The organism is Qingshengfaniella alkalisoli (assembly GCF_007855645.1).
GTDB classification, from domain to species: domain Bacteria; phylum Pseudomonadota; class Alphaproteobacteria; order Rhodobacterales; family Rhodobacteraceae; genus Qingshengfaniella; species Qingshengfaniella alkalisoli.
In genome coordinates this window covers 1484018-1502500 of record NZ_CP042261.1, presented here as the reverse complement: position 1 = coordinate 1502500, position 18483 = coordinate 1484018, and the positions used below count along the sequence as shown (strand labels likewise).

Below are 18483 nucleotides of genomic sequence, written 5' to 3'. Positions count from 1 at the left end.
CGTTATCCGGATCCGGGACCCTGTGTGGCGGGTAGTTTGACTGGGGCGGTCGCCTCCTAAAGCGTAACGGAGGCGCGCGAAGGTTGGCTCAGAGCGGTCGGAAATCGCTCGTTGAGTGCAATGGCAGAAGCCAGCCTGACTGCAAGACTGACAAGTCGAGCAGAGTCGAAAGACGGCCATAGTGATCCGGTGGTCCCGAGTGGAAGGGCCATCGCTCAACGGATAAAAGGTACGCCGGGGATAACAGGCTGATGGTGCCCAAGAGTCCATATCGACGGCACCGTTTGGCACCTCGATGTCGGCTCATCTCATCCTGGGGCTGGAGCAGGTCCCAAGGGTACGGCTGTTCGCCGTTTAAAGAGGTACGTGAGCTGGGTTTAGAACGTCGTGAGACAGTTCGGTCCCTATCTGCCGTGGGTGTAGGATACTTGAGAGGAGTTGCCCCTAGTACGAGAGGACCGGGGTGAACGATCCACTGGTGGACCAGTTGTCATGCCAATGGCAGTGCTGGGTAGCTATGATCGGAAAGGATAACCGCTGAAGGCATCTAAGCGGGAAGCCCCCCTCAAAACAAGGTATCCCTGAGGACCGTGGTAGACCACCACGTCGATAGGCCGGAGATGTAAGCGCAGCAATGCGTTCAGTTGACCGGTACTAATTGTCCGATAGGCTTGATTTGATCCAGTAAAAGCAAGACTGGTCAAAAGCATACACAAAACATAGTGTACATGACTTGGAAATAATGGCTTTTTCCTCGGTTTGGTGATCATAGCGCAAGTGAAACACCCGATCCCATCCCGAACTCGGCAGTTAAGCACTGTCGCGCCGATGGTACTGCGTCTCAAGACGTGGGAGAGTAGGTCATCGCCAAACCTAGAAAAAAGCCACAAATCTCTCTAACGATGTTCAAATCCACATCAGCTGCAAAAAAAAACAACGCAGCAATGGCGCGGGATGGAGCAGCCCGGTAGCTCGTCAGGCTCATAACCTGAAGGTCGTAGGTTCAAATCCTACTCCCGCAACCAAAGTAACCGACCCAGCCCTCGCCAAAAGCGGGGCTTTGTCGTATCCAGATCTCCCAAGGCCAGAATGCCGGACAATTCCCCAACAAGTTCAATATGATGGCCATGGGGTGCTGCCTCGTCAGGGACCATCGTAGGTGTTACAAAGAGCCCCCTAGTCGGTCTATTCCCCACTCCTCTTAGGCACCCTATATTGGCGTACGCCAATACGGGAGCGCGAGAATCGGTTGCCATAGGTCCAGAGGCGACCTTTACGCTTGGCAAGACGCATGACTGATCTAACCCGGAATCTGCTCATCGACTAGGAGCGTGTAACCGGCGCAACCAGCTCAATGCGATGACAAGACCATCTTAAGGCGTGCGCAACCTTCGCACCCGCCTTCCGGACGTAGAGCTAGCGGCAACTGAGATTCAGAGCAGCCGTTTCAACCGCTCATATCCCATCTTCTGGTTGCTTATCAGCGGAGGAGATCCGGCAGATCGTATAGCAGCCGCAAGGCGTCGGTCCATCCAACCTCCGAGAACAGTTGCAGAATCTCGACCAGCATCGCGCGCCGCTTGGGATCTTCGAATATGCCTCGATGGTCAGCAATGTACCGCTTCACAACCTTCACGACGGCGGTGTTGCCGAGGCTCTCGTAGTGATACCCCTCCTCGGCGCCCACCCCGGTGAGGATCGCGTGGATCGCCGAAAACACGGCTATCGGGTCTCCGGGCATCAGATGCTCGTACAGCTCGATCAAGTAATGAAGCGTTCTGGGCTCTCGGTGTTGGATGTCACTGAGAACTGACCCGCCTGTCAGTATGTCGGTCGGTTCATGATGGGGTCAACATTGGCGTCTCCTTCCTCTTCTTTTTCGCGGTCTCCGAGCTGGCCTTGAAGCGATAGCTGTCGTTTCCGGTCTCCAGGATTTGGCAGCGGTGGGTGAGGCGGTCGAGGAGCGCGGTGGTCATCTTGGCGTTGCCGAAGACGCTGGCCCATTCGCTGAAGCTCAGGTTTGTGGTGATCACGACGCTGGTGCGTTCGTAAAGTTTGCTGAGCAGATGGAACAGCAAGGCGCCGCCCGAGGCGCTGAATGGCAGGTATCCGAGCTCGTCGACGATCACCAATTCGGTTTTGACCAATGCCTCGGCAATCTTACCGGCCCTTCCCTGCGCCTTTTCCTGTTCCAGCGCGTTCACCAGCTCGACGGTGGAGAAGAAGCGCACGCATTTTCGGTGATGCTCGATCGCCTGAACACCGAGGGCCGTCGCGACATGGCTTTTCCCGGTGCTGGGTCCGCCAATCAGGACCACGTTCTCGGCGGCGTCCAGGAACTCGCATCGATGAAGCTGCCGGACGAGGGCCTCGTTGACCTCGCTGGCCGCGAAGTCGAAGCCTGACAGGTCCTTATGGGCCGGGAAGCGCGCTGCCTTCATGTGATAGGAGATGGACCGCACTTCGCGTTCGGCCATTTCGGCCTTCAGCAGCTGCGACAAGATCGGGATTGCCGCGCCGAACGCAGGCGCGCCTTGTTCCATGAGGTCATGCACGGCCTGCGCCATGCCTGGCATCTTCAGACTGCGGAGCATGATGACGATGGCAGCGCCAGCGGGATCATGACGCATGGCGTTTGCCTCCGGATGTGCGCAGCCCATCGTAGCGTGCGACATTGGCCTCGGGCTCCTTGCTCAGTGTCAAAGCGGGAGGCGGCGTCACATCTGGCAGCTCGACCGAAGTGCCGTTTACCAGCCGGTGCAACAGGTTCAGCACGTGGGTCTTGGTCGGCACGCCTGCCTTCAGCGCCATGTCCACCGCGCACAGGACCGCCTGCTCGTCGTGATGCAACACCAATGACAGGACGTCGACTATCTCCCGATCGCCGCCGGGCCTGCGCAGCATCTGATCCTGCAGCTCACGAAAGCCTACCGGCATCTCGACAAACGGGGCACCGTTGCGAAGCGCGCCTGGCTTGCGCTGGACCACGGCAAGGTAATGACGCCAGTCATAGATGACGCGGCCCGGTTGCCGATGCGACCTTTCAATGATGCGCTGGTGCTCGCAGACGACATGCCCTTCAGCAACAACAACCAGCTGTTCGGGGTAGATGTGCAGGCTGACGGGCCGGTTCGCAAAGCTGGCAGGCACGGAGTAGCGATTGCGATCGAACGTGATGAGGCAGGTTGGGGACACCCGCTTGCTTTGCTCGACATAGCCGTCGAACGCTGTGGGCAACGGCATCAGTGAGGACTTCTCGGCTTCCCATACGTCTGCGATGCTGCCGGGCAAGCCGCCATGTGCGGTCTCGGCCCACAGCGTCTTGCACCGTTCTTCCAGCCAGCGGTTCAGCGCATCGAGATCCGAGAAAGTGGGCATCACCTGCCACATCCGGCTGCGAGCATCGCGGACGTTCTTCTCGACCTGGCCCTTTTCCTCCAGCGGCCGGGTTGCAGAAGTCCGGCTTGAATACGTAGTGGCTTGCCATCGCTATGAAGCGCGCATTCACGTCGCGCTTTTTGCCGGCGCCCACGCGGTCTACCGCCGTGCGCATATTGTCGTAGATACCACGGCCGGGAACGCCTTCGAACACCCTGAACGCATGCCAATGTGCGTCGAACAGCATCTCGTGTGTCTGCAGCAAATACGCCCTGACCAGGAACGCACGGCTGTGCGACAGCTTGACGTGCGCGACCTGCAGCTTGGTCCGTTCACCCCCGATGATCGCGTAATCTTCGCTCCAATCGAATTGGAAGGCCTCGCCTGGCTTGAACACCAGAGGCACGAATGTCCTGCGGTCCGTCGTGTTCTGCGCGCGCACTCGGTCCGATTTCCAGGCTCGGACAAAGGCCGAGACCCGCTCGTAGGAGCCGTCAAATCCCAGCTGAACAAGATCCGCATGCATCTGCTTCGCCATTCGGCGCTCTTTGCGCGGCTTGCGCTGCTCTGCCAACAACCAGCCCGACAACTTCTCCGCAAAAGGGTCAAGCTTGCTCGGCCTCGATGGTGCCTTGAACTTGGGCTCGACGATCCCGGCACGCAGGTAACGCCTGATTGTATTGCGCGACAATCCAGCCCGCCGCGAAATCTCGCGGATGGGCAACTTGTCCCGAAGTGCCCAACGTCGAATGACGCTCAAAATATCCATGTCGATCACTCCAATGACCCCCGACAAATCCCGTCAGGGGAAGGGTTCCACATGGGTCAATTCTCAGTGACAATTTTGATCGTTGCTGGGTCAGTGCTCAGTGACATCCAACAGAAAAGTACTTTAATCGTAAGGCAGGTCTGGATGGCAGCATCGCTGTAGTCGGGCTGGCGACCACGCTTTCCGGTCGGCATCGCCTCCCAGGTCATGGCGGGATCAAACCAGATTGTCAGCGAGGTCGCGAAGCGACGCGCTTGAGCGCTTCGTTGTAGGCCGACCAGTTCCTGGTCTTGTAGGCGGGGGGATAGGTCTGCTCATGCCGTCCAGCTACCACACTGGATTCACAAGATGAATCCCTCACAGGATTTGTGCAACAGAGCCCCTGAAAATAACCAATTGCGGCGACCAACGCCGATGGGTCGCATGCCACGTTCGGCTGCGTTGTTGTCGATGGCCACACGCCCGTCGGACAGGAACAGGCTGAAGGCGGCCCGACGGCTCAGACCATAGCGAAAGGCTTTGGCCAGATCACTTTTGCCCGGAATGCGCAGGAGTTGTTGTTCGGACCAGGCAAAGAATGCCTCGACCTTTGGGCGGCTCAGCTTTTGACATGCCGCATGACGGACGTCAGCGGGTTGGCCGTTGATGTCGCGTTCGATGTCGTAAAACTTGCCGATCCGGTCGAGCGCCTCGCGAACGATCTCGGATTTGGCCGAGGTCCAAAAGTCATGGAAGTCACGCCGGAGGTGGGTGTCGTCAGCGGCTTGACGATCCCCCGTCTGCGACTGAACCGGAATCGAGCAGCCGTGATATACAATCGTCACTGTATCCAAGGGCGCTTTGCAGGATCTCCCGGGTGTTTTCGCCCAACAGCGATGGTGAGGATGCGGGTGATGGGCCTTGTCCATCGAACCGGATGGGGCCGCGCACGATGTTGAGTTCGCCGGCATCCGGGTGGGAAACTCTTTCGACCAGACCCCTTGCCGTAACATGAGGTTGTTCAAGAGCTTCGCCGACGCTCAGGATCGGGGCGTTCGGGACGTCGAAATCGGACAGACGTTTCAGCCAATATCCTGTGGTATCTTGCGTCATCCGTTCATGAACGATGGGCGTCAGGGCATCGCGGTTTTTCAGGCGCTGCTCATAGATGGCAAAGCGGGGGTCGGCGATGAGCTCCTCACGCTCCAAACTGCGCGCGAAGTTCTGCCAGAAGCGTTCTGTCAGACAGGCGACGATGACGTGTCCGTCACGCGTCGGGAATGAGCCATATGGCACGATGCTTGGATGCTGGGTGCCAACCGGTTGGGGATCTTGGCCGGTGACGAAATAGATCTGGGACAGGTAACCTTGCAGGGCGATCAGGCTATCGAGCATGGCGATTTCAACGTGGCGACCGTGACCTGTCGTGTTGCGTTCATGCAGTGCGGCGAGCATTCCGAACAGAGAGAAAATGCTGCCGGCCATGTCGCCCATGGGAATGCCGAGCTTGTTGGGTGGCTGACCGGGTTCACAGTTTACACTCATGATCCCGGACAATGCCTGCGCAACGATGTCAAAGGCTGGTTTGTCGCCATGCGGACTGTCTGTTCCAAACCCGGTGATGGAACAGTAGATGAGCCGTTCATTGTCGGCGCGGAGTTGTTCATACCCAAGGCCGAGGCGGTCCATAACGCCGGGCCTGAAATTTTCCAGAACGATATCGCTTTGCTGTGCGAGTTCTTTTGCAATCGCGGCACCTTCCGGTGATTTCAGGTTCAATGCGATGCTTTTTTTACTGCGGTTCAATGCGATGTAGTAATGGCTCAGCGCGCCCTGAAACGGTGGAAAGTTGCGCGTCTCGTCGCCTGTTCCCAGGGGTTCGACTTTAATGATGTCGGCGCCCAGATCGGCCAGAACCATGGACGCATAAGGCCCGGACAGGATGCGGGAGAAATCGAGCACCTTCACACCGGAAAGCGGCCCCTTGTTCGATGGTGTGGCGGTCATTTCATTGGGTCTTTCGTAGTATTTTCATCACGGCAGTGGCCGTAGCAACAAGCCTGTTCTGGTCGAGCAGTTCAGCATCGAGGAACACGATGGACCGCGACGTGTGACGTGCCTTGGCACGCGCGACCAGAAAGGCGCCCGGTTTGGCCGCGCTGATGAAACGTGTATCCATTTGAAGCGTGACGGTGGGCATCCGGTCTGCCGCATCCCATGCGATCAGCGCAATGGCCTGGTCCAGTAGGGTGGTGATTGCCCCGCCATGAATAAGTCCCAGTCGGTTTTCGTGCCGATTGTCGGTTTGCAGGGCGTAGAAGTGGTTGCCGTCTGCATCTTTGCTGGCAAGCAATGGTCCAATCATTTCCATGAAGCCATTGGTCTTCAGCTCTTTCCAGCCACGATCCTGTGCAATGTCGTCCATACCTTAATCCCCCACCGACAAATGAAATTGTTCTGCCTCGTCACGTATCTGCATGAGGGCGGATGCGAGTTCCTCGACCTGACCACCCTGCAGTCGCTCGGTGATGCCAATGGCGACCAGCGAGCGGATCATCTGATGCTGATCGTTGATAACCGGCACGGCGACGACCGTAACGCCTGAGATGTAAGTGCCTTCGTCGATCGCGTAGCCCCGTGTGCGGGCCGCGTCGACCTCGGTGCGCCATTCCCCGAACGACGGGGGATGATCCCAGACCAGCTTTTTGAATTCAGCTGCCAGGTCGTGCTCGTTCAGATCGCTGAAGGCGGCGAAGAGGCGCCCTGTTGCGGAAATCAACAGCGGAAAGCGTGATCCCAGGTCGACCTGCAGGCGGAAGGGTAGAGAGGATTGAGACAAAGCGATCACGACCATCTGACGCGGTTCTGCGATTTGCGTGGCGATTGTCGTTACCCCAAACCGGCTGGACAGGTCGGACAGGTGTGGCTGGATCATGGTCGCGAATGTGTTCTTCCGAAGCGCAGCTCTGGCCAGCGGCAGGATGCCAATTCCGATCGAATACCGTTTGGCGTGCGAATCAAACTCCACTAGCCCCTCATCCTGGAGAACCCGCAGAATGTGCAGGCAGGTGCTGGGTACCAATTCCAGTTCCCGCGCTATTGGGTTGACCCCGACGGGCACATTGGAACGCGCCAGAAACCTTAAGATTGCAACGGCTCGCGTGACCGCAGGCACCTGTCGTTTGGTGGTTTGAGGGGGGTCTTCTTTGGCCATAAGCGTACTCTGATCCTGAGGATGACTATTGCGTATATACAATAATATATCGTATTGACAATAAACTACCCACTTCCCTACCGTTGTCAACGAACGCAGCAACCAGTGCTCGATTTGATTTCCGGGCTTGTTGCGATGATCTACGGGAGGAAGGCGGATCATGGTCCGACTGACGGAATATACGTCCTATGCGGACGCCCAGACGCACTATGCCAAAGAGGCGTTGTGGGACCTGTTCGATGGCACGCGCGAGCGCTTCAACATCGCCCATGAATGCATCGACCGTCATGTGGACGGAGACAATGTTGCGTTGCGGATCGCCCATTCCGACGGGCGGGATGAGGTCATCACGTTCGGAGAAATCTCGCGCCGGTCGTCTCAGATAGCCCATTTTTTGACCGCCAAGGGCGTGAATAAGGGCGATCGTGTCGCGGTGATGATCGAGCCGTCACTGGCCTTCTACTGTGCCATTTTCGGGGCGATCAAGGCCGGTGCGGTGGCTGTGCCGATGTTCACGCTGTTCGGACCGGATGGCATTGCCTTGCGTGTCGGGGATTGTGATCCCGAGATATTCTTCACCAATGCCGAAAAGAGCGCCGAGGCCACAGCAGGCGGCGCGAAGAACGTAACGGTTCTGGATCAGGCATTCCTCGATGAACTGGAGACGCTGCCGGATGTGTTCGAATGGGACACCAGCGGCAGTGATCTTGCGGTGCTGCAATACACTTCGGGAACGACACGCGCGCTTCCGGCGGCGGTGCATCACAACCACCGATCGATTGTTACCCTCATGGTTGCGGCCCTTTATGCAACCGGAATACGTCCGGGCGACCGGTTCTTCTGTCCATCGTCTCCGGCATGGGGGCACGGTTTGTGGCACGGAACGCTTGCGCCGCTTGCAATGGGGGTTTCGACGGGCACCTTCTCTGGCAAGTTTGACGCGGTTCGTCTGCTGAAGGCTTTGCATGACTTCAAAATTACCAATCTGACAGCGGCAGCAACGCATTACCGCATGATGCGGAATTCGGGTGCGGCGGAAGATTTCGACTACTATTTCGACAAGCTGTCCTTCACCGGCGAACCCATTGACAGCGAGACGGCGGTCTATGTCGAACGCTTGTTCGGCACCAAGGTCCGGTCGATGTATGGCACCACCGAGATCGGTGTCATCATCGCCAACTATCCCGGCGCTGATGATCTGGAGGTCCGCGACGGCGCGATGGGCAAGGCAGTCCCGGGGGTTGAGGTCGAAGTGCAGCGCGACGATGGTTCCCGTTGCGACCCGGGCGAACGCGGCGAGCTGATGGTCAAGAAAAGCGGCAAGTGGTTTCCCACCAAAGATCTCGGCCGTGTTGATGAGGATGGCTATTTCTATCATGGCGGACGGGCTGATGACGTCATCATCTCGGCAGGCTGGACAATTGGCGCAGTTGAAGTCGAGGACGCAATCCTGAGCCATCCGGCGGTCGCCGAATGCGGTGTGATCGGTGCGCCGGACGAGCTGCGTGGTCAGGTGGTGAAAGCCTACATTATTCTGCGAGGTTCCGAGGTCGCCGATCTCAAGGAAGATATTCAGAACCATGTCCGCACCAAATTGGCGCGGCACGAATACCCGCGCCAGATCGAATTCGTCACCGAGCTGCCCAAAACTCCGGCGGGCAAGGTGAACCGAAAAAAACTGCGCGATCAACAAGCAAAAAAACTGGAAGCCGCCAACTAGGGCGAGCTGTTGCGACGGCTATGGAGGACACAAGATGAACCAAATGACACGTAAATTCCCCAAGATTACCGAGGAAGGTCTGGATGATCTTCGCAAGCGGGTTGGGGTGAAGATAGAGAAAACGGTGGAACCTTGGTGCTATGAGGCCACCCGCGACAACATCCGTCACTATGCGCACGGCATCGGGGATGACAATCCGCTTTGGTGCGATCCCGACTATGCCAAGGGCACGAAATACGGTGACGTCATTGCGTTGCCGAGCTTTCTGTTCGCAACCAGCCGGATCATTTCAGGCTATGTTGGTGGGCTGCCCGGGGTTCACGCGATGTGGTCGGGCGCGAACTGGAACTGGCACAAGGTCATTCCGCGCAACACGGAGTTCCGCACCGAAGCCTATCTGAAGGACCTCGTGGAACATGACACCCGGTTTGCCGGCAAAGCGATCCAGCAGATCTACCACGTAGATTTCTACGATGCGAAATCCGGTGACCTTCTGGCCGACGCCGACAGCTGGTGTTTCCGCACGGATCGCGATCAGGCCCGCGAAAACGGCACGAAGTATACGGAAGCGAAGGAAAAGGGCCGTCGCGTCTATACGCAGGATGAGTTGGACGAATACAACAAGTATTATGAAAACGAAGAAATCCGTGGTGCCGAGACACGCTATTGGGACGATGTTTCGGTCGGGGATGAATTGCCCACAATGGTCAAAGGCCCGATGACCGCAACCGGTTTCATTGCTTACGCACAGGGCTGGGGCGGGCTTTACATCCGCGCAAACAAGCTGGCGTGGCAGTTGCAGCAGAAGCATCCATCGGCAGGGATCAAGAACCGGTTTGGCATCCCTGATTGCCCTGAACGTGTCCACTGGGAAGAAGAATTCGCGTTAGAGGTCGGCGCGCCCGGTGCCTATGACTATGGCCCCGAACGTACGTCCTGGCTCACGCATCAGATGACGAACTGGATGGGCGATGACGGGTTTTTGCGTCAGGCAAAATGTCAGGTCCGCCGGCACAATCCGGAAGGCGACATCATTTTGATCCACGGGTCGGTGTCGCGCAAGTTCGAAGAAGACGGGCGTGCCCTGTTGGAGATCGAACAGCGCGCTGAACAGCAGGACGGCGAATTGTCTGCACTCGGATCCGCCATCGTCGAGCTTCCCAAACGCTGAGGGAACCGATGCGTCAGCCAATGGAGGAGGGGTTGAACGTGATTGGAACGATACTCGATAAAACCGAAGACACCCTGCATTTCGTGGGGTGCTTCTGCCTGATCGTCGTCGTTGTCCTGATCAACGCGGACATATTGCTGCGACTGTTTTTCAATGTGCCGGTCCAGTTCCAGTTCGAACTGACGGAACTCTACCTGATGCCAGCGCTGGCCACCTTGTCCTTGTCGCGGGTGTTTCGGAGCGGCGGCCATCTGGCGCTGGATTTCATGCCGGAACATTTGCCGGGCGCATTCGGGCGGTTTGTCACCAAGACGCGGCTGCTTCTGCCCGCCGCGTTTTTCGGTGCCGTGACCTATATGGCTGGGAAGTTTGCCTTTCTGGCATTTCTGCACGGCGACGTGGAATACGGCGTGGTCAATTGGCCGCTCGGGTGGGCCTATGCCGTCGTTCCGGTGGGATGCGGCGTGTTGGTTCTGCGGCTGCTCTATGACGCGTTTGTCAAAGACGCGCCGGAGTCCACCCAATCATAGAAGTCTATAGGGAGGAGACTGAAATGAATACCTTGAAGAAGACCGTTACGACATTTGCCAGCGCGATTACCCTGTGTGCAGGCGCCGCGTATGCCGAGACTCTGAGTCTGGGGGATTTCCAATCCACCAGTCATATCGTGTCGATCGAAGGCACCACCAAATGGATGGGAGCTGTCGAAGCGGCGACAAATGGTGAAATCACTTTCAACCATTTCCCGTCGCAACAGGCCGCCAAGTCCAAGGCGCAACTTGATGCGGTGAAAAGCGGTATTCTGGATGCCGCGCTTCTGGGCACCGTCTATCATGCGGATACCTTGCCGCTGAATTCGGTGGTCGGACTGCCGGGTTACTACGGTTCTGCCGTTCAGGGGACCAAGGCGATGCAGGCGATGCTTAAGGAAGGGCCGTTGCGCGAGGAACTGCTTGCGTCAGGCGTAACGCCGATTTTTGGCTTCGTGTTGCCCCCATACCAGGTGCTGGCAAAAGAACGTCTGGGCATGCCGGAAGACTGGAACGCAATGGACGTCCGCACATCCGGCGCGACACAGGCGATGACGGCGCGCAGCCTCGGTGCCGTGGGAATCTCGATTCCCGGACCGGAAGTCTATACCGCGGTTGAACGTGGGCGACTGGACGCTGTCCTGTTTCCGCTGGCTTCGGTGGCGGGCTACAAGCTCAACGAAGTGGTTAGCCATATTTCGACCAACGGCTCGTTTGGTGGCTACAGCTTCGTGATGGTCTTGCGCAGCGATCTTTTCGATGGCCTGGATGCTGATGTGCAAGAAGCGATGGTTTCCATTGGCGACGAAATTGCCTCCCATGTAGCAACGGCGCAAGACGAGAGCGTGGGCGAGATGATCGCGCAATGGTCGGCCGACGGAATCGACACTTACAGCTTCAGTGATGAAGAACTCGCCACGCTTCGCGATGCGATGGCGTTGGTGGCGGATGACTGGGTAAGCCGTATGGGTGGCGATGAGGCAAAGGCCGTTCTCGACAGTTATGTCGCGCTAACCAGCCAGTAATCAGCCCCGTTTTTCCAAACTGTCTGGTGGTCTGTCCCTGACGCCGTGATCACCAGACCAAGGAGTTCGCGCCGCTTCATGTTTACCTTCTTCGCCATTCTCGTCCTTCTGGCGGTCCTTATGGCCTTCCGCATGCCGATTGCCTTCGCAATGGGTATAGCTGGATTTGTCGGGCTGGCCGTGCAACTCGGCGTCAGTCCAGCGCTTGCGGTGCTGGAAAGGACTTTCTTTGACAGCTCGGCGTCCTTCATATTGGTGGCGATCCCGCTTTTCATCCTGATGGCGGAGCTATTGACCGCCGGGGATGTCACGCGCCGGGCGATCATCGCCTGTCAGGCCTGGCTCGGACACGTAAAGGGCGGGTTGGCCATGGCCACTGTCGGTGCCTCTGTTCTGCTGGCCGCGCTTGTGGGCAGTTCGACCGCGTCGACAGCGGCGATGGCAGCATCTGCCTTTCCGGAAATGCGCAACCACAACTACTCGCAACGGCTGGCAGCGGCGGTCGTATCCGTTGGTGGCACCCTTGCGGTTGTAGTTCCTCCGTCAATCGTTCTGGTGGTTTATGGCGTCTTGACGGAAACCTCGATCGGTAAGTTGTTCATCGCGGGCATTGTTCCCGGACTGTTGACGGCTGCCGGGCTGGCCGTTGTGATCAAGCTGATCGCGCACACGACCGACCAAGCCCCTAAGGGCGATCCGTTCGTTCTGAAAAAGGCCGTCAAGACCAGTCGGCATGTGTTCCCGATGACGGTGTTGGTGATCCTGGTGATCGGTGCGATTTACGGGGGTCTTGCATCCCCGTCCGAGGCCGCTGCGCTAGGTGTCATGGGGTCGCTGATCATCGTGATTTTCCAGAGGACACTGACCTTCACCAAATTCAACAGCAGTGTTTCCAGCGCCATTCGTGCAACCGTCATGATCGTGGCGATTGTCGCCTGCTCTGCCATTTTCTCGAACTATCTGGCATTTACGCGGATCACCCACACCTTGCTGGAATTCGTCGCGACAACGGAGATGTCACGCGGCATGATCATGGCCTTCATCATTGTCGCGCTGCTGGTCATGGGAATGTTCATGGACCAGTTGGCGATTTTGTCGCTTGCAATGCCCTTGGCGTTTCCCATGGCGATGGCGCTGGATTTTGATCCGGTATGGTTCGGGATCGTCGTAACCAAGACAGTGGAAATTGGTCTTCTTACCCCGCCGCTGGGGTTGAATGTCTATGTCGCCGCCGCACAAACGGGTGTGCCGCTCAGCAAAATATTTCGAGGCATTCTGCCGTTTCTGGCGATGGAGATACTCGTGTTGCTAACGCTGCTACTATTCCCGCAGATTACGCTTTGGCTGCCTAGCTTGATGGTGAACTGACCCGTAAGCTTCTTCCAGAACCGTGCGCTTTGGTTCCGGTCGATATGACAGGAGAATACGATGACAATACTGCACAGCGAGGTCACGCCTGCATCAGAGAGTTTCGCGGACAACCGCGCGGCGATGGAGGCGCTTTGCGGCCTGATCGCGTCTCAGGCCGAACGGATCATGCGCGGCGGCTCGGATGCCGCGCGTGCGCGTCACGTCGGTCGGGGGAAGTTGTTGCCGCGCGATCGAATTGCCGGGCTACTCGATCCGGGATCACCGTTTCTGGAGATCGGTCTGTTCGCGGCCTGCGGGATGTATGGTGACGAGGTGTCAGCCGCCGGGGCAATCGCGGGTATAGGGTGTGTAGCAGGGCGTGATTGCATGATCCTGTGCAACGACGCGACGGTGAAGGGCGGCACCTATTTTCCGATGACGGTCAAAAAGCACCTCCGCGCGCAGGAGATCGCGGAAGAAAACCGGCTGCCCTGCATCTACCTGGTCGATTCCGGTGGCGCGAACCTGAACAATCAGGACGAGGTTTTTCCGGACCGCGACCATTTCGGGCGGATTTTCTACAACCAGGCACGGATGAGCGCGGCGGGCATTGCCCAGATCGCGGTCGTCATGGGGTCCTGTACGGCGGGCGGGGCCTATGTCCCGGCCATGAGCGACCAGACCATCATCGTGCGGGAACAGGGCACCATCTTTCTCGCGGGACCACCGCTGGTGAAGGTCGCGACAGGCGAGGAGATCGATGCCGAGACGCTGGGAGGCGGCGATACACACACGCGGTTGTCTGGCGTGGCGGATTATCTGGCAGACGATGATCGCCATGCCCTTGCGCTTGCGCGCGAGATCGTCGGCAATCTAGGGCCCGCGCCGTGTCCGAATATCGACCTGCGCAAAGCCGTCCAGCCGCTTTACCCTGCCGACGACCTCATGGGCGTGGTGCCCGCCAATGACCGCACGCCCTATGACGTGCGCGAGGTGATCGCGCGGATCGTGGACGGGTCGGACTTTGCCGAATTCAAGCCGCGATATGGCACGACACTGGTCACGGGCTTCGCCCATATCGACGGGGTGCCGGTCGGTATCTTGGCCAATAACGGCGTGTTGTTTTCCGAAAGCTCGCTGAAAGGTGCGCATTTCATAGAACTGTGCTGCCAACGGAAAATCCCGCTACTGTTCCTGCAAAACATCACGGGCTTCATGGTCGGATCGAAATACGAGGCAGGCGGCATCGCCAAGGACGGGGCCAAGCTGGTGACGGCGGTCTCCACCGCCTCGGTGCCGAAGGTCACGGTGATCATCGGCGGATCCTACGGCGCCGGCAATTACGGCATGTGCGGGCGCGCCTTCGGGCCGCGCTTCGTCTGGATGTGGCCCAATGCGCGCATTTCCGTGATGGGCGGCGCGCAGGCGGCAGGCGTTTTGGCCAATGTTCGACGTGCGGGTATTGAAGCCAAAGGCGGCAGTTGGTCCGACACGGACGAGGCCGATTTCAAGCGACCGACGCTTGAGATGTTCGAGCGTCAGTCAAAACCGCTCTATGCCTCGGCGCGGCTTTGGGATGACGGCATCATCGATCCGCGCAAGACCCGCGATGTGGTGGCACTGAGCCTGCGGGCGGCGTTGAACGCGCCGATCGAGGATACGAAATTCGGCCTGTTCAGGATGTAATGATGACAGCACCTATTACAAAACTGCTGATCGCGAACCGTGGCGAAATCGCGTGCCGTGTGATCCAGACCGCACAGAGCATGGGGATCAGGACCGTTGCCGTCTATTCCGATGCGGATGCGAGCGCGCGTCATGTTGCGATGGCGGATGAGGCGGTGCGGCTTGGTCCGCCGCCAGCTGCAGACAGCTACCTCAAGTCAGATTTGATGATCGCGGCAGCGAAGGACACCGGCGCGCAGGCGATCCATCCCGGTTATGGTTTCCTGTCCGAGAACCCCGAGTTCGTCGACGCGGTGGAGGCGGCAGGCTTGATCTTCGTCGGCCCGTCCGCCGCATCGATCCGTGCAATGGGGCTCAAAGACGCCGCTAAGGACCTGATGATCAGAGCCGGTGTGCCTGTCGTACCCGGGTATCAGGGTGCGGAGCAGGACGCCGATTTCCTGGCCGCGGAGGCAGAGCGGATCGGCTATCCGGTGTTGATCAAGGCCCGCGCGGGCGGGGGCGGCAAGGGGATGCGCAAGGTCGATCGCCCAAACGACTTTCGCGCGGCGCTGGAAGCGGCAACGCGCGAAGGGCAGGCATCCTTCGGTGACGGGCGGGTGCTGATCGAGAAGTTCATTACCTCGCCCCGCCATATTGAAGTGCAGGTCTTTGGCGACAGTCACGGCACTGTGGTGCATCTGTTCGAACGGGACTGTTCGCTCCAGCGCCGTCATCAGAAGGTGATCGAAGAAGCCCCCGCACCCGGCATGACCGACGAGATGCGCGCGGCCATGACCGATGCGGCGGTCAAGGCGGCGCGGGCGATTTCCTACAGCGGGGCCGGCACGATCGAGTTCATCGTGGATGGCAGTGGCCCGCTGCGCCCTGATGGTTTCTGGTTCATGGAAATGAACACCCGCCTTCAGGTCGAGCATCCCGTTACCGAGGCGATCACAGGCGTTGATCTGGTCGAATGGCAGTTGCGCATCGCTGCGGGCGAGCCCATTCCGATGCCACAAGAGGATCTGACCATCAACGGCCATGCGTTCGAGGCGCGGCTTTATGCCGAAGATCCGGTGAACGGGTTTTTGCCGGCGACGGGGCGGCTGGAACAGGTCAAGTTCTCTCAACTGGCCCGCAATGACACGGGTGTTCGCGCGGGCGACGGCATCAGCCCGTTTTATGACCCGATGATCGCCAAGGTAATCACCCACGCCGATAGTCGGAAAGCCGCGCTGACGCGCCTCGTGGACGCGTTGCAGGAAACACATCTGGCGGGCACCGTCACGAACACGGAATTCCTGATCGCGCTGGCCAAGCATGACGGGTTCCGTGAGGGGCAGGTTGATACCGGATTGATAGAACGCAATCTGGACGGGCTGGTTTCTGTCCCGCCGCTCAGCGAGGCACATGTGGCCGTAGCAGGTATCGCTGCGCTGGACCTTGACCCGACCGCGCCACATTTCGGCTGGCGGCTTTGGGAGGAAGCCGCGCATGAGCTGCGGCTGCTCAGCGACGCAGATCTCGTTGAGCGGCGCGTCGTTCTGCACCAGAATGGCCGGATAGAACTGACCGGAGGCGCGGATAGCGTCACCTTGAGCGATGTCCTGCGGACAGGCGATCGCATTTCCGCACGAATGGGATCAACGCAACGGATGATCGAAGCCAATGTAGCCGTATGGAACGACGCGCAAGGCACGCGCGTCTCCGTTCTGATCGAAGGCGTTGTGCGGGAGTTTCTGTTGCCAGACGCAAGATGGGGCACGTCTGCCGAAACAGGGCAGGGCGATGCCGTTCTCGCGCCGATGACGGGGATGCTGATTGCGCTCGATGTGGCGGAGGGCGATCTTGTCGATGAGGGCGACCGGGTCGGGATCATGGAAGCGATGAAGATGGAAACGACGCTCACGGCACCGCGTGCGGGGCGGGTGAAGGCTGTTTTATCTGCGGTGGGCGATACCGTTGAAGGCGGCGCGGTTGTGATCACCTTTGCGGAGGAGGCCAACGCGTGACCAACCATGTGCGCATCTATGAAGTCGGGCCGCGTGACGGGCTGCAAAACGAGAAAGCCATCATCCCGACCGACCGCAAAATTGCGCTGATCGACCTGCTGTCGAAAGCAGGTTTCGAGCGGATCGAGGCCACATCCTTTGTTTCGCCCAAATGGGTGCCGCAACTCGCCGATGCGGCGCAGGTCATGGCGGGGATCACGCGGAGGGCGGGCACGGGCTATGCCGTGCTGGCCCCGAACCTGAAAGGGTTCGAGCGGGCGGTAGAGGCTGGCTCGGATGAAGTTGCTGTGTTCGCCTCTGCCTCAGAAGCGTTCTCGCAAAAGAACATCAATTGCAGCATCGCCGAAAGCCTGGTGCGATTTGAACCGGTTTTTGAAGCGGCTGAACAGGCGGGAATCCCCGTCCGGGGCTACGTCTCCTGCGTCGTGGTCTGCCCCTATTCCGGCGCGGTTGCGCCACAGGCGGTGCGCGACGTCGCTCGGTCGTTGCGCGACATGGGCTGCTATGAAATCTCGCTGGGCGACACCGTCGGCAAAGGCACGCCTGACAGCATCGCACGCATGCTTGATACGGTAGCGGAGTCTGTGGGCGCCGATCATCTGGCCGGACATTTTCATGACACCGACGGCAACGCGCTGGCCAATGTCGAGGTTGCGCTGGCGCGGGGGCTGCGCAGTTTCGACAGTGCGATCGGGGGGCTGGGCGGGTGTCCGTATGCGCCCGGCGCCAAGGGGAATGTCTCGACCCTGCCACTCGTGCGACTGTTGGAGGAGCGGGGCTTTTCAACGGGTCTCGACCTCGATGCGCTTGAGGCGGCCGAACGCTACCTGTCCGATCTTGTGGCAGGGCTGGAAATGTCGAAGGGGACTTCATGACCTACGAAACCATCCGAATGGAGACGGACCCGCGCGGCGTGGCGCAAGTGGTGCTGAACCGGCCCGACAAGCACAACGCGATGGACGCACAGATGATCGCGGAGTTGACGGATGCGGCACGGCAGCTGGCTGAAGACAACATGGTCAGGGTCGTCGTGCTGCGCGGAGAGGGCAAGACCTTCTGCGCGGGTGGGGATCTTGGCTGGATGCGGTCTCAGGCCGAGCAGGACCGCGCAGGCAAGATTGCCGAGGCGCGAAAGCTGGCGGATATGCTGGGGCTGTGGAACGCGCTGCCCAAGCCCGTGATCGGACGGATCCATGGCGCGGCGTTCGGGGGTGGTCTTGGCCTGCTGGCGATCTGCGATGTTGCGGTGGCTGAACGCTCCACCCGCTTTGCATTGACCGAGACGCGCCTTGGCCTGATCCCGGCAACCATCGGACCATTTGTCATGCGCAAGCTGGGTGAAGGATATGGGCGGCAGGTGTTCCTGAACTCCAAGCCCTTTGACGCCGATTTCCTGTGGCGGGCAGGGGCCGTGGCGAAGGTGTGTGCGGCAGAGCAACTGGACGAGACCGTTGAAGCGGAGGTCAACGCCCTCTTGCAATGCGCGCCTAGTGCGGTGGCCGATGCCAAGGCCCTGTGCCTGTCGCTAAAGGACATGTCGGCGGCTGACGCCTATGAAGCCAGCATTGATGCGCTTGCGAACAGATGGGAAACCGCCGAGGCCCAAGACGGGATCCGCGCGTTCTTTGCCAAAGAAGCGCCCGCGTGGCGAGAAACGAACTGAGGTT

The 18483-nt window shown here is 59.1% G+C and carries 14 protein-coding genes, 1 tRNA gene, 2 rRNA genes and 3 pseudogenes (1 of these 20 running past the window's edge); 12 read left to right on the top strand and 8 right to left on the bottom strand.

Annotation, left to right across the window (positions count from 1 at the left end; genetic code table 11):
* From FPZ52_RS07550 to FPZ52_RS07540, 3 genes are all read left to right on the top strand, one after another.
* A 23S ribosomal RNA gene (locus FPZ52_RS07550) occupies nt 1–679 on the top strand (it extends 2185 nt beyond the left edge of the window).
* Between the two features lie 79 nt (nt 680–758).
* Nucleotides 759–873: ribosomal RNA gene (rrf, locus tag FPZ52_RS07545) — 5S ribosomal RNA — on the top strand.
* A 75-nt stretch (nt 874–948) separates the two neighbouring features.
* Nucleotides 949–1025 (top strand) — tRNA-Met (locus FPZ52_RS07540).
* A gap of 455 nt (nt 1026–1480) precedes the next feature.
* Here FPZ52_RS07540 and FPZ52_RS07535 read toward each other — a convergent pair.
* From FPZ52_RS07535 to FPZ52_RS07500, 8 genes and pseudogenes are all read right to left on the bottom strand, one after another.
* Nucleotides 1481–1765, bottom strand: coding sequence for a hypothetical protein (locus FPZ52_RS07535; RefSeq protein WP_205758575.1), 285 nt, complete (start codon nt 1763–1765; stop codon nt 1481–1483).
* A gap of 73 nt (nt 1766–1838) precedes the next feature.
* Nucleotides 1839–2630, bottom strand: a complete 792-nt coding sequence (istB, locus tag FPZ52_RS07530; RefSeq protein ID WP_146364866.1) for an IS21-like element helper ATPase IstB — start codon at nt 2628–2630, stop codon at nt 1839–1841.
* Nucleotides 2620–4147 (bottom strand): annotated as a pseudogene (gene istA / locus FPZ52_RS07525) (IS21 family transposase). The gene istB and the pseudogene istA overlap by 11 nt, the downstream one beginning before the upstream one ends.
* Before the next feature lie 113 nt (nt 4148–4260).
* Nucleotides 4261–4465: pseudogene (locus tag FPZ52_RS07520) on the bottom strand (transposase); the annotation flags it as partial.
* 59 nt (nt 4466–4524) lie between these two features.
* A pseudogene (locus FPZ52_RS07515) lies at nt 4525–4917 on the bottom strand (IS66 family transposase); the annotation flags it as partial.
* Nucleotides 4904–6133: a CaiB/BaiF CoA transferase family protein gene (locus FPZ52_RS07510; RefSeq protein ID WP_146364865.1), complete on the bottom strand. Its 1230-nt coding sequence runs from the start codon at nt 6131–6133 to the stop codon at nt 4904–4906. The pseudogene FPZ52_RS07515 and the gene FPZ52_RS07510, both read right to left, overlap by 14 nt.
* Before the next feature lies 1 nt (nt 6134).
* Complete coding sequence (locus FPZ52_RS07505) at nt 6135–6551, bottom strand: PaaI family thioesterase (protein WP_240804320.1); 417 nt, start codon at nt 6549–6551, stop codon at nt 6135–6137.
* A gap of 3 nt (nt 6552–6554) precedes the next feature.
* Nucleotides 6555–7502 carry an IclR family transcriptional regulator gene (locus FPZ52_RS07500; RefSeq protein ID WP_240804319.1) on the bottom strand — a complete coding sequence of 316 codons (948 nt, stop codon included), beginning with the start codon at nt 7500–7502 and terminating at the stop codon, nt 6555–6557.
* On the opposite strand from FPZ52_RS07500, the gene FPZ52_RS07495 reads away from it, so the two are divergent.
* The 9 genes from FPZ52_RS07495 (at nt 7501) to FPZ52_RS07455 (ending at nt 18479) form a co-directional block, all read left to right on the top strand.
* Complete coding sequence (locus tag FPZ52_RS07495; protein WP_146364864.1) at nt 7501–9060, top strand: acetate--CoA ligase; 1560 nt, start codon at nt 7501–7503, stop codon at nt 9058–9060. The genes FPZ52_RS07500 and FPZ52_RS07495 overlap by 2 nt on opposite strands.
* Nucleotides 9061–9103: 43 nt before the next feature.
* Nucleotides 9104–10231, top strand: a complete 1128-nt coding sequence (locus FPZ52_RS07490; protein WP_240804318.1) for an FAS1-like dehydratase domain-containing protein — start codon at nt 9104–9106, stop codon at nt 10229–10231.
* A gap of 8 nt (nt 10232–10239) precedes the next feature.
* Entirely contained in the window at nt 10240–10761 is a 522-nt protein-coding gene (locus FPZ52_RS07485; protein WP_240804317.1) for a TRAP transporter small permease, read from the top strand.
* A 23-nt stretch (nt 10762–10784) separates the two neighbouring features.
* Entirely contained in the window at nt 10785–11786 is a 1002-nt protein-coding gene (locus FPZ52_RS07480) for a TRAP transporter substrate-binding protein (protein WP_146364862.1), read from the top strand.
* Between the two features lie 78 nt (nt 11787–11864).
* Entirely contained in the window at nt 11865–13154 is a 1290-nt protein-coding gene (locus tag FPZ52_RS07475; protein ID WP_146364861.1) for a TRAP transporter large permease, read from the top strand.
* Nucleotides 13155–13214: 60 nt separating this feature from the next.
* Entirely contained in the window at nt 13215–14822 is a 1608-nt protein-coding gene (locus tag FPZ52_RS07470) for a carboxyl transferase domain-containing protein (protein WP_146364860.1), read from the top strand.
* 2 nt (nt 14823–14824) lie between these two features.
* Nucleotides 14825–16816 carry an acetyl/propionyl/methylcrotonyl-CoA carboxylase subunit alpha gene (locus tag FPZ52_RS07465; RefSeq protein WP_146365694.1) on the top strand — a complete coding sequence of 664 codons (1992 nt, stop codon included), beginning with the start codon at nt 14825–14827 and terminating at the stop codon, nt 16814–16816.
* Nucleotides 16813–17691, top strand: a complete 879-nt coding sequence (locus tag FPZ52_RS07460) for a hydroxymethylglutaryl-CoA lyase (RefSeq protein ID WP_146364859.1) — start codon at nt 16813–16815, stop codon at nt 17689–17691. Before FPZ52_RS07465 ends, FPZ52_RS07460 begins: the two co-directional genes overlap by 4 nt.
* Complete coding sequence (locus FPZ52_RS07455) at nt 17688–18479, top strand: crotonase/enoyl-CoA hydratase family protein (protein ID WP_146364858.1); 792 nt, start codon at nt 17688–17690, stop codon at nt 18477–18479. Before FPZ52_RS07460 ends, FPZ52_RS07455 begins: the two co-directional genes overlap by 4 nt.
* Nucleotides 18480–18483 lie beyond the last annotated feature (4 nt).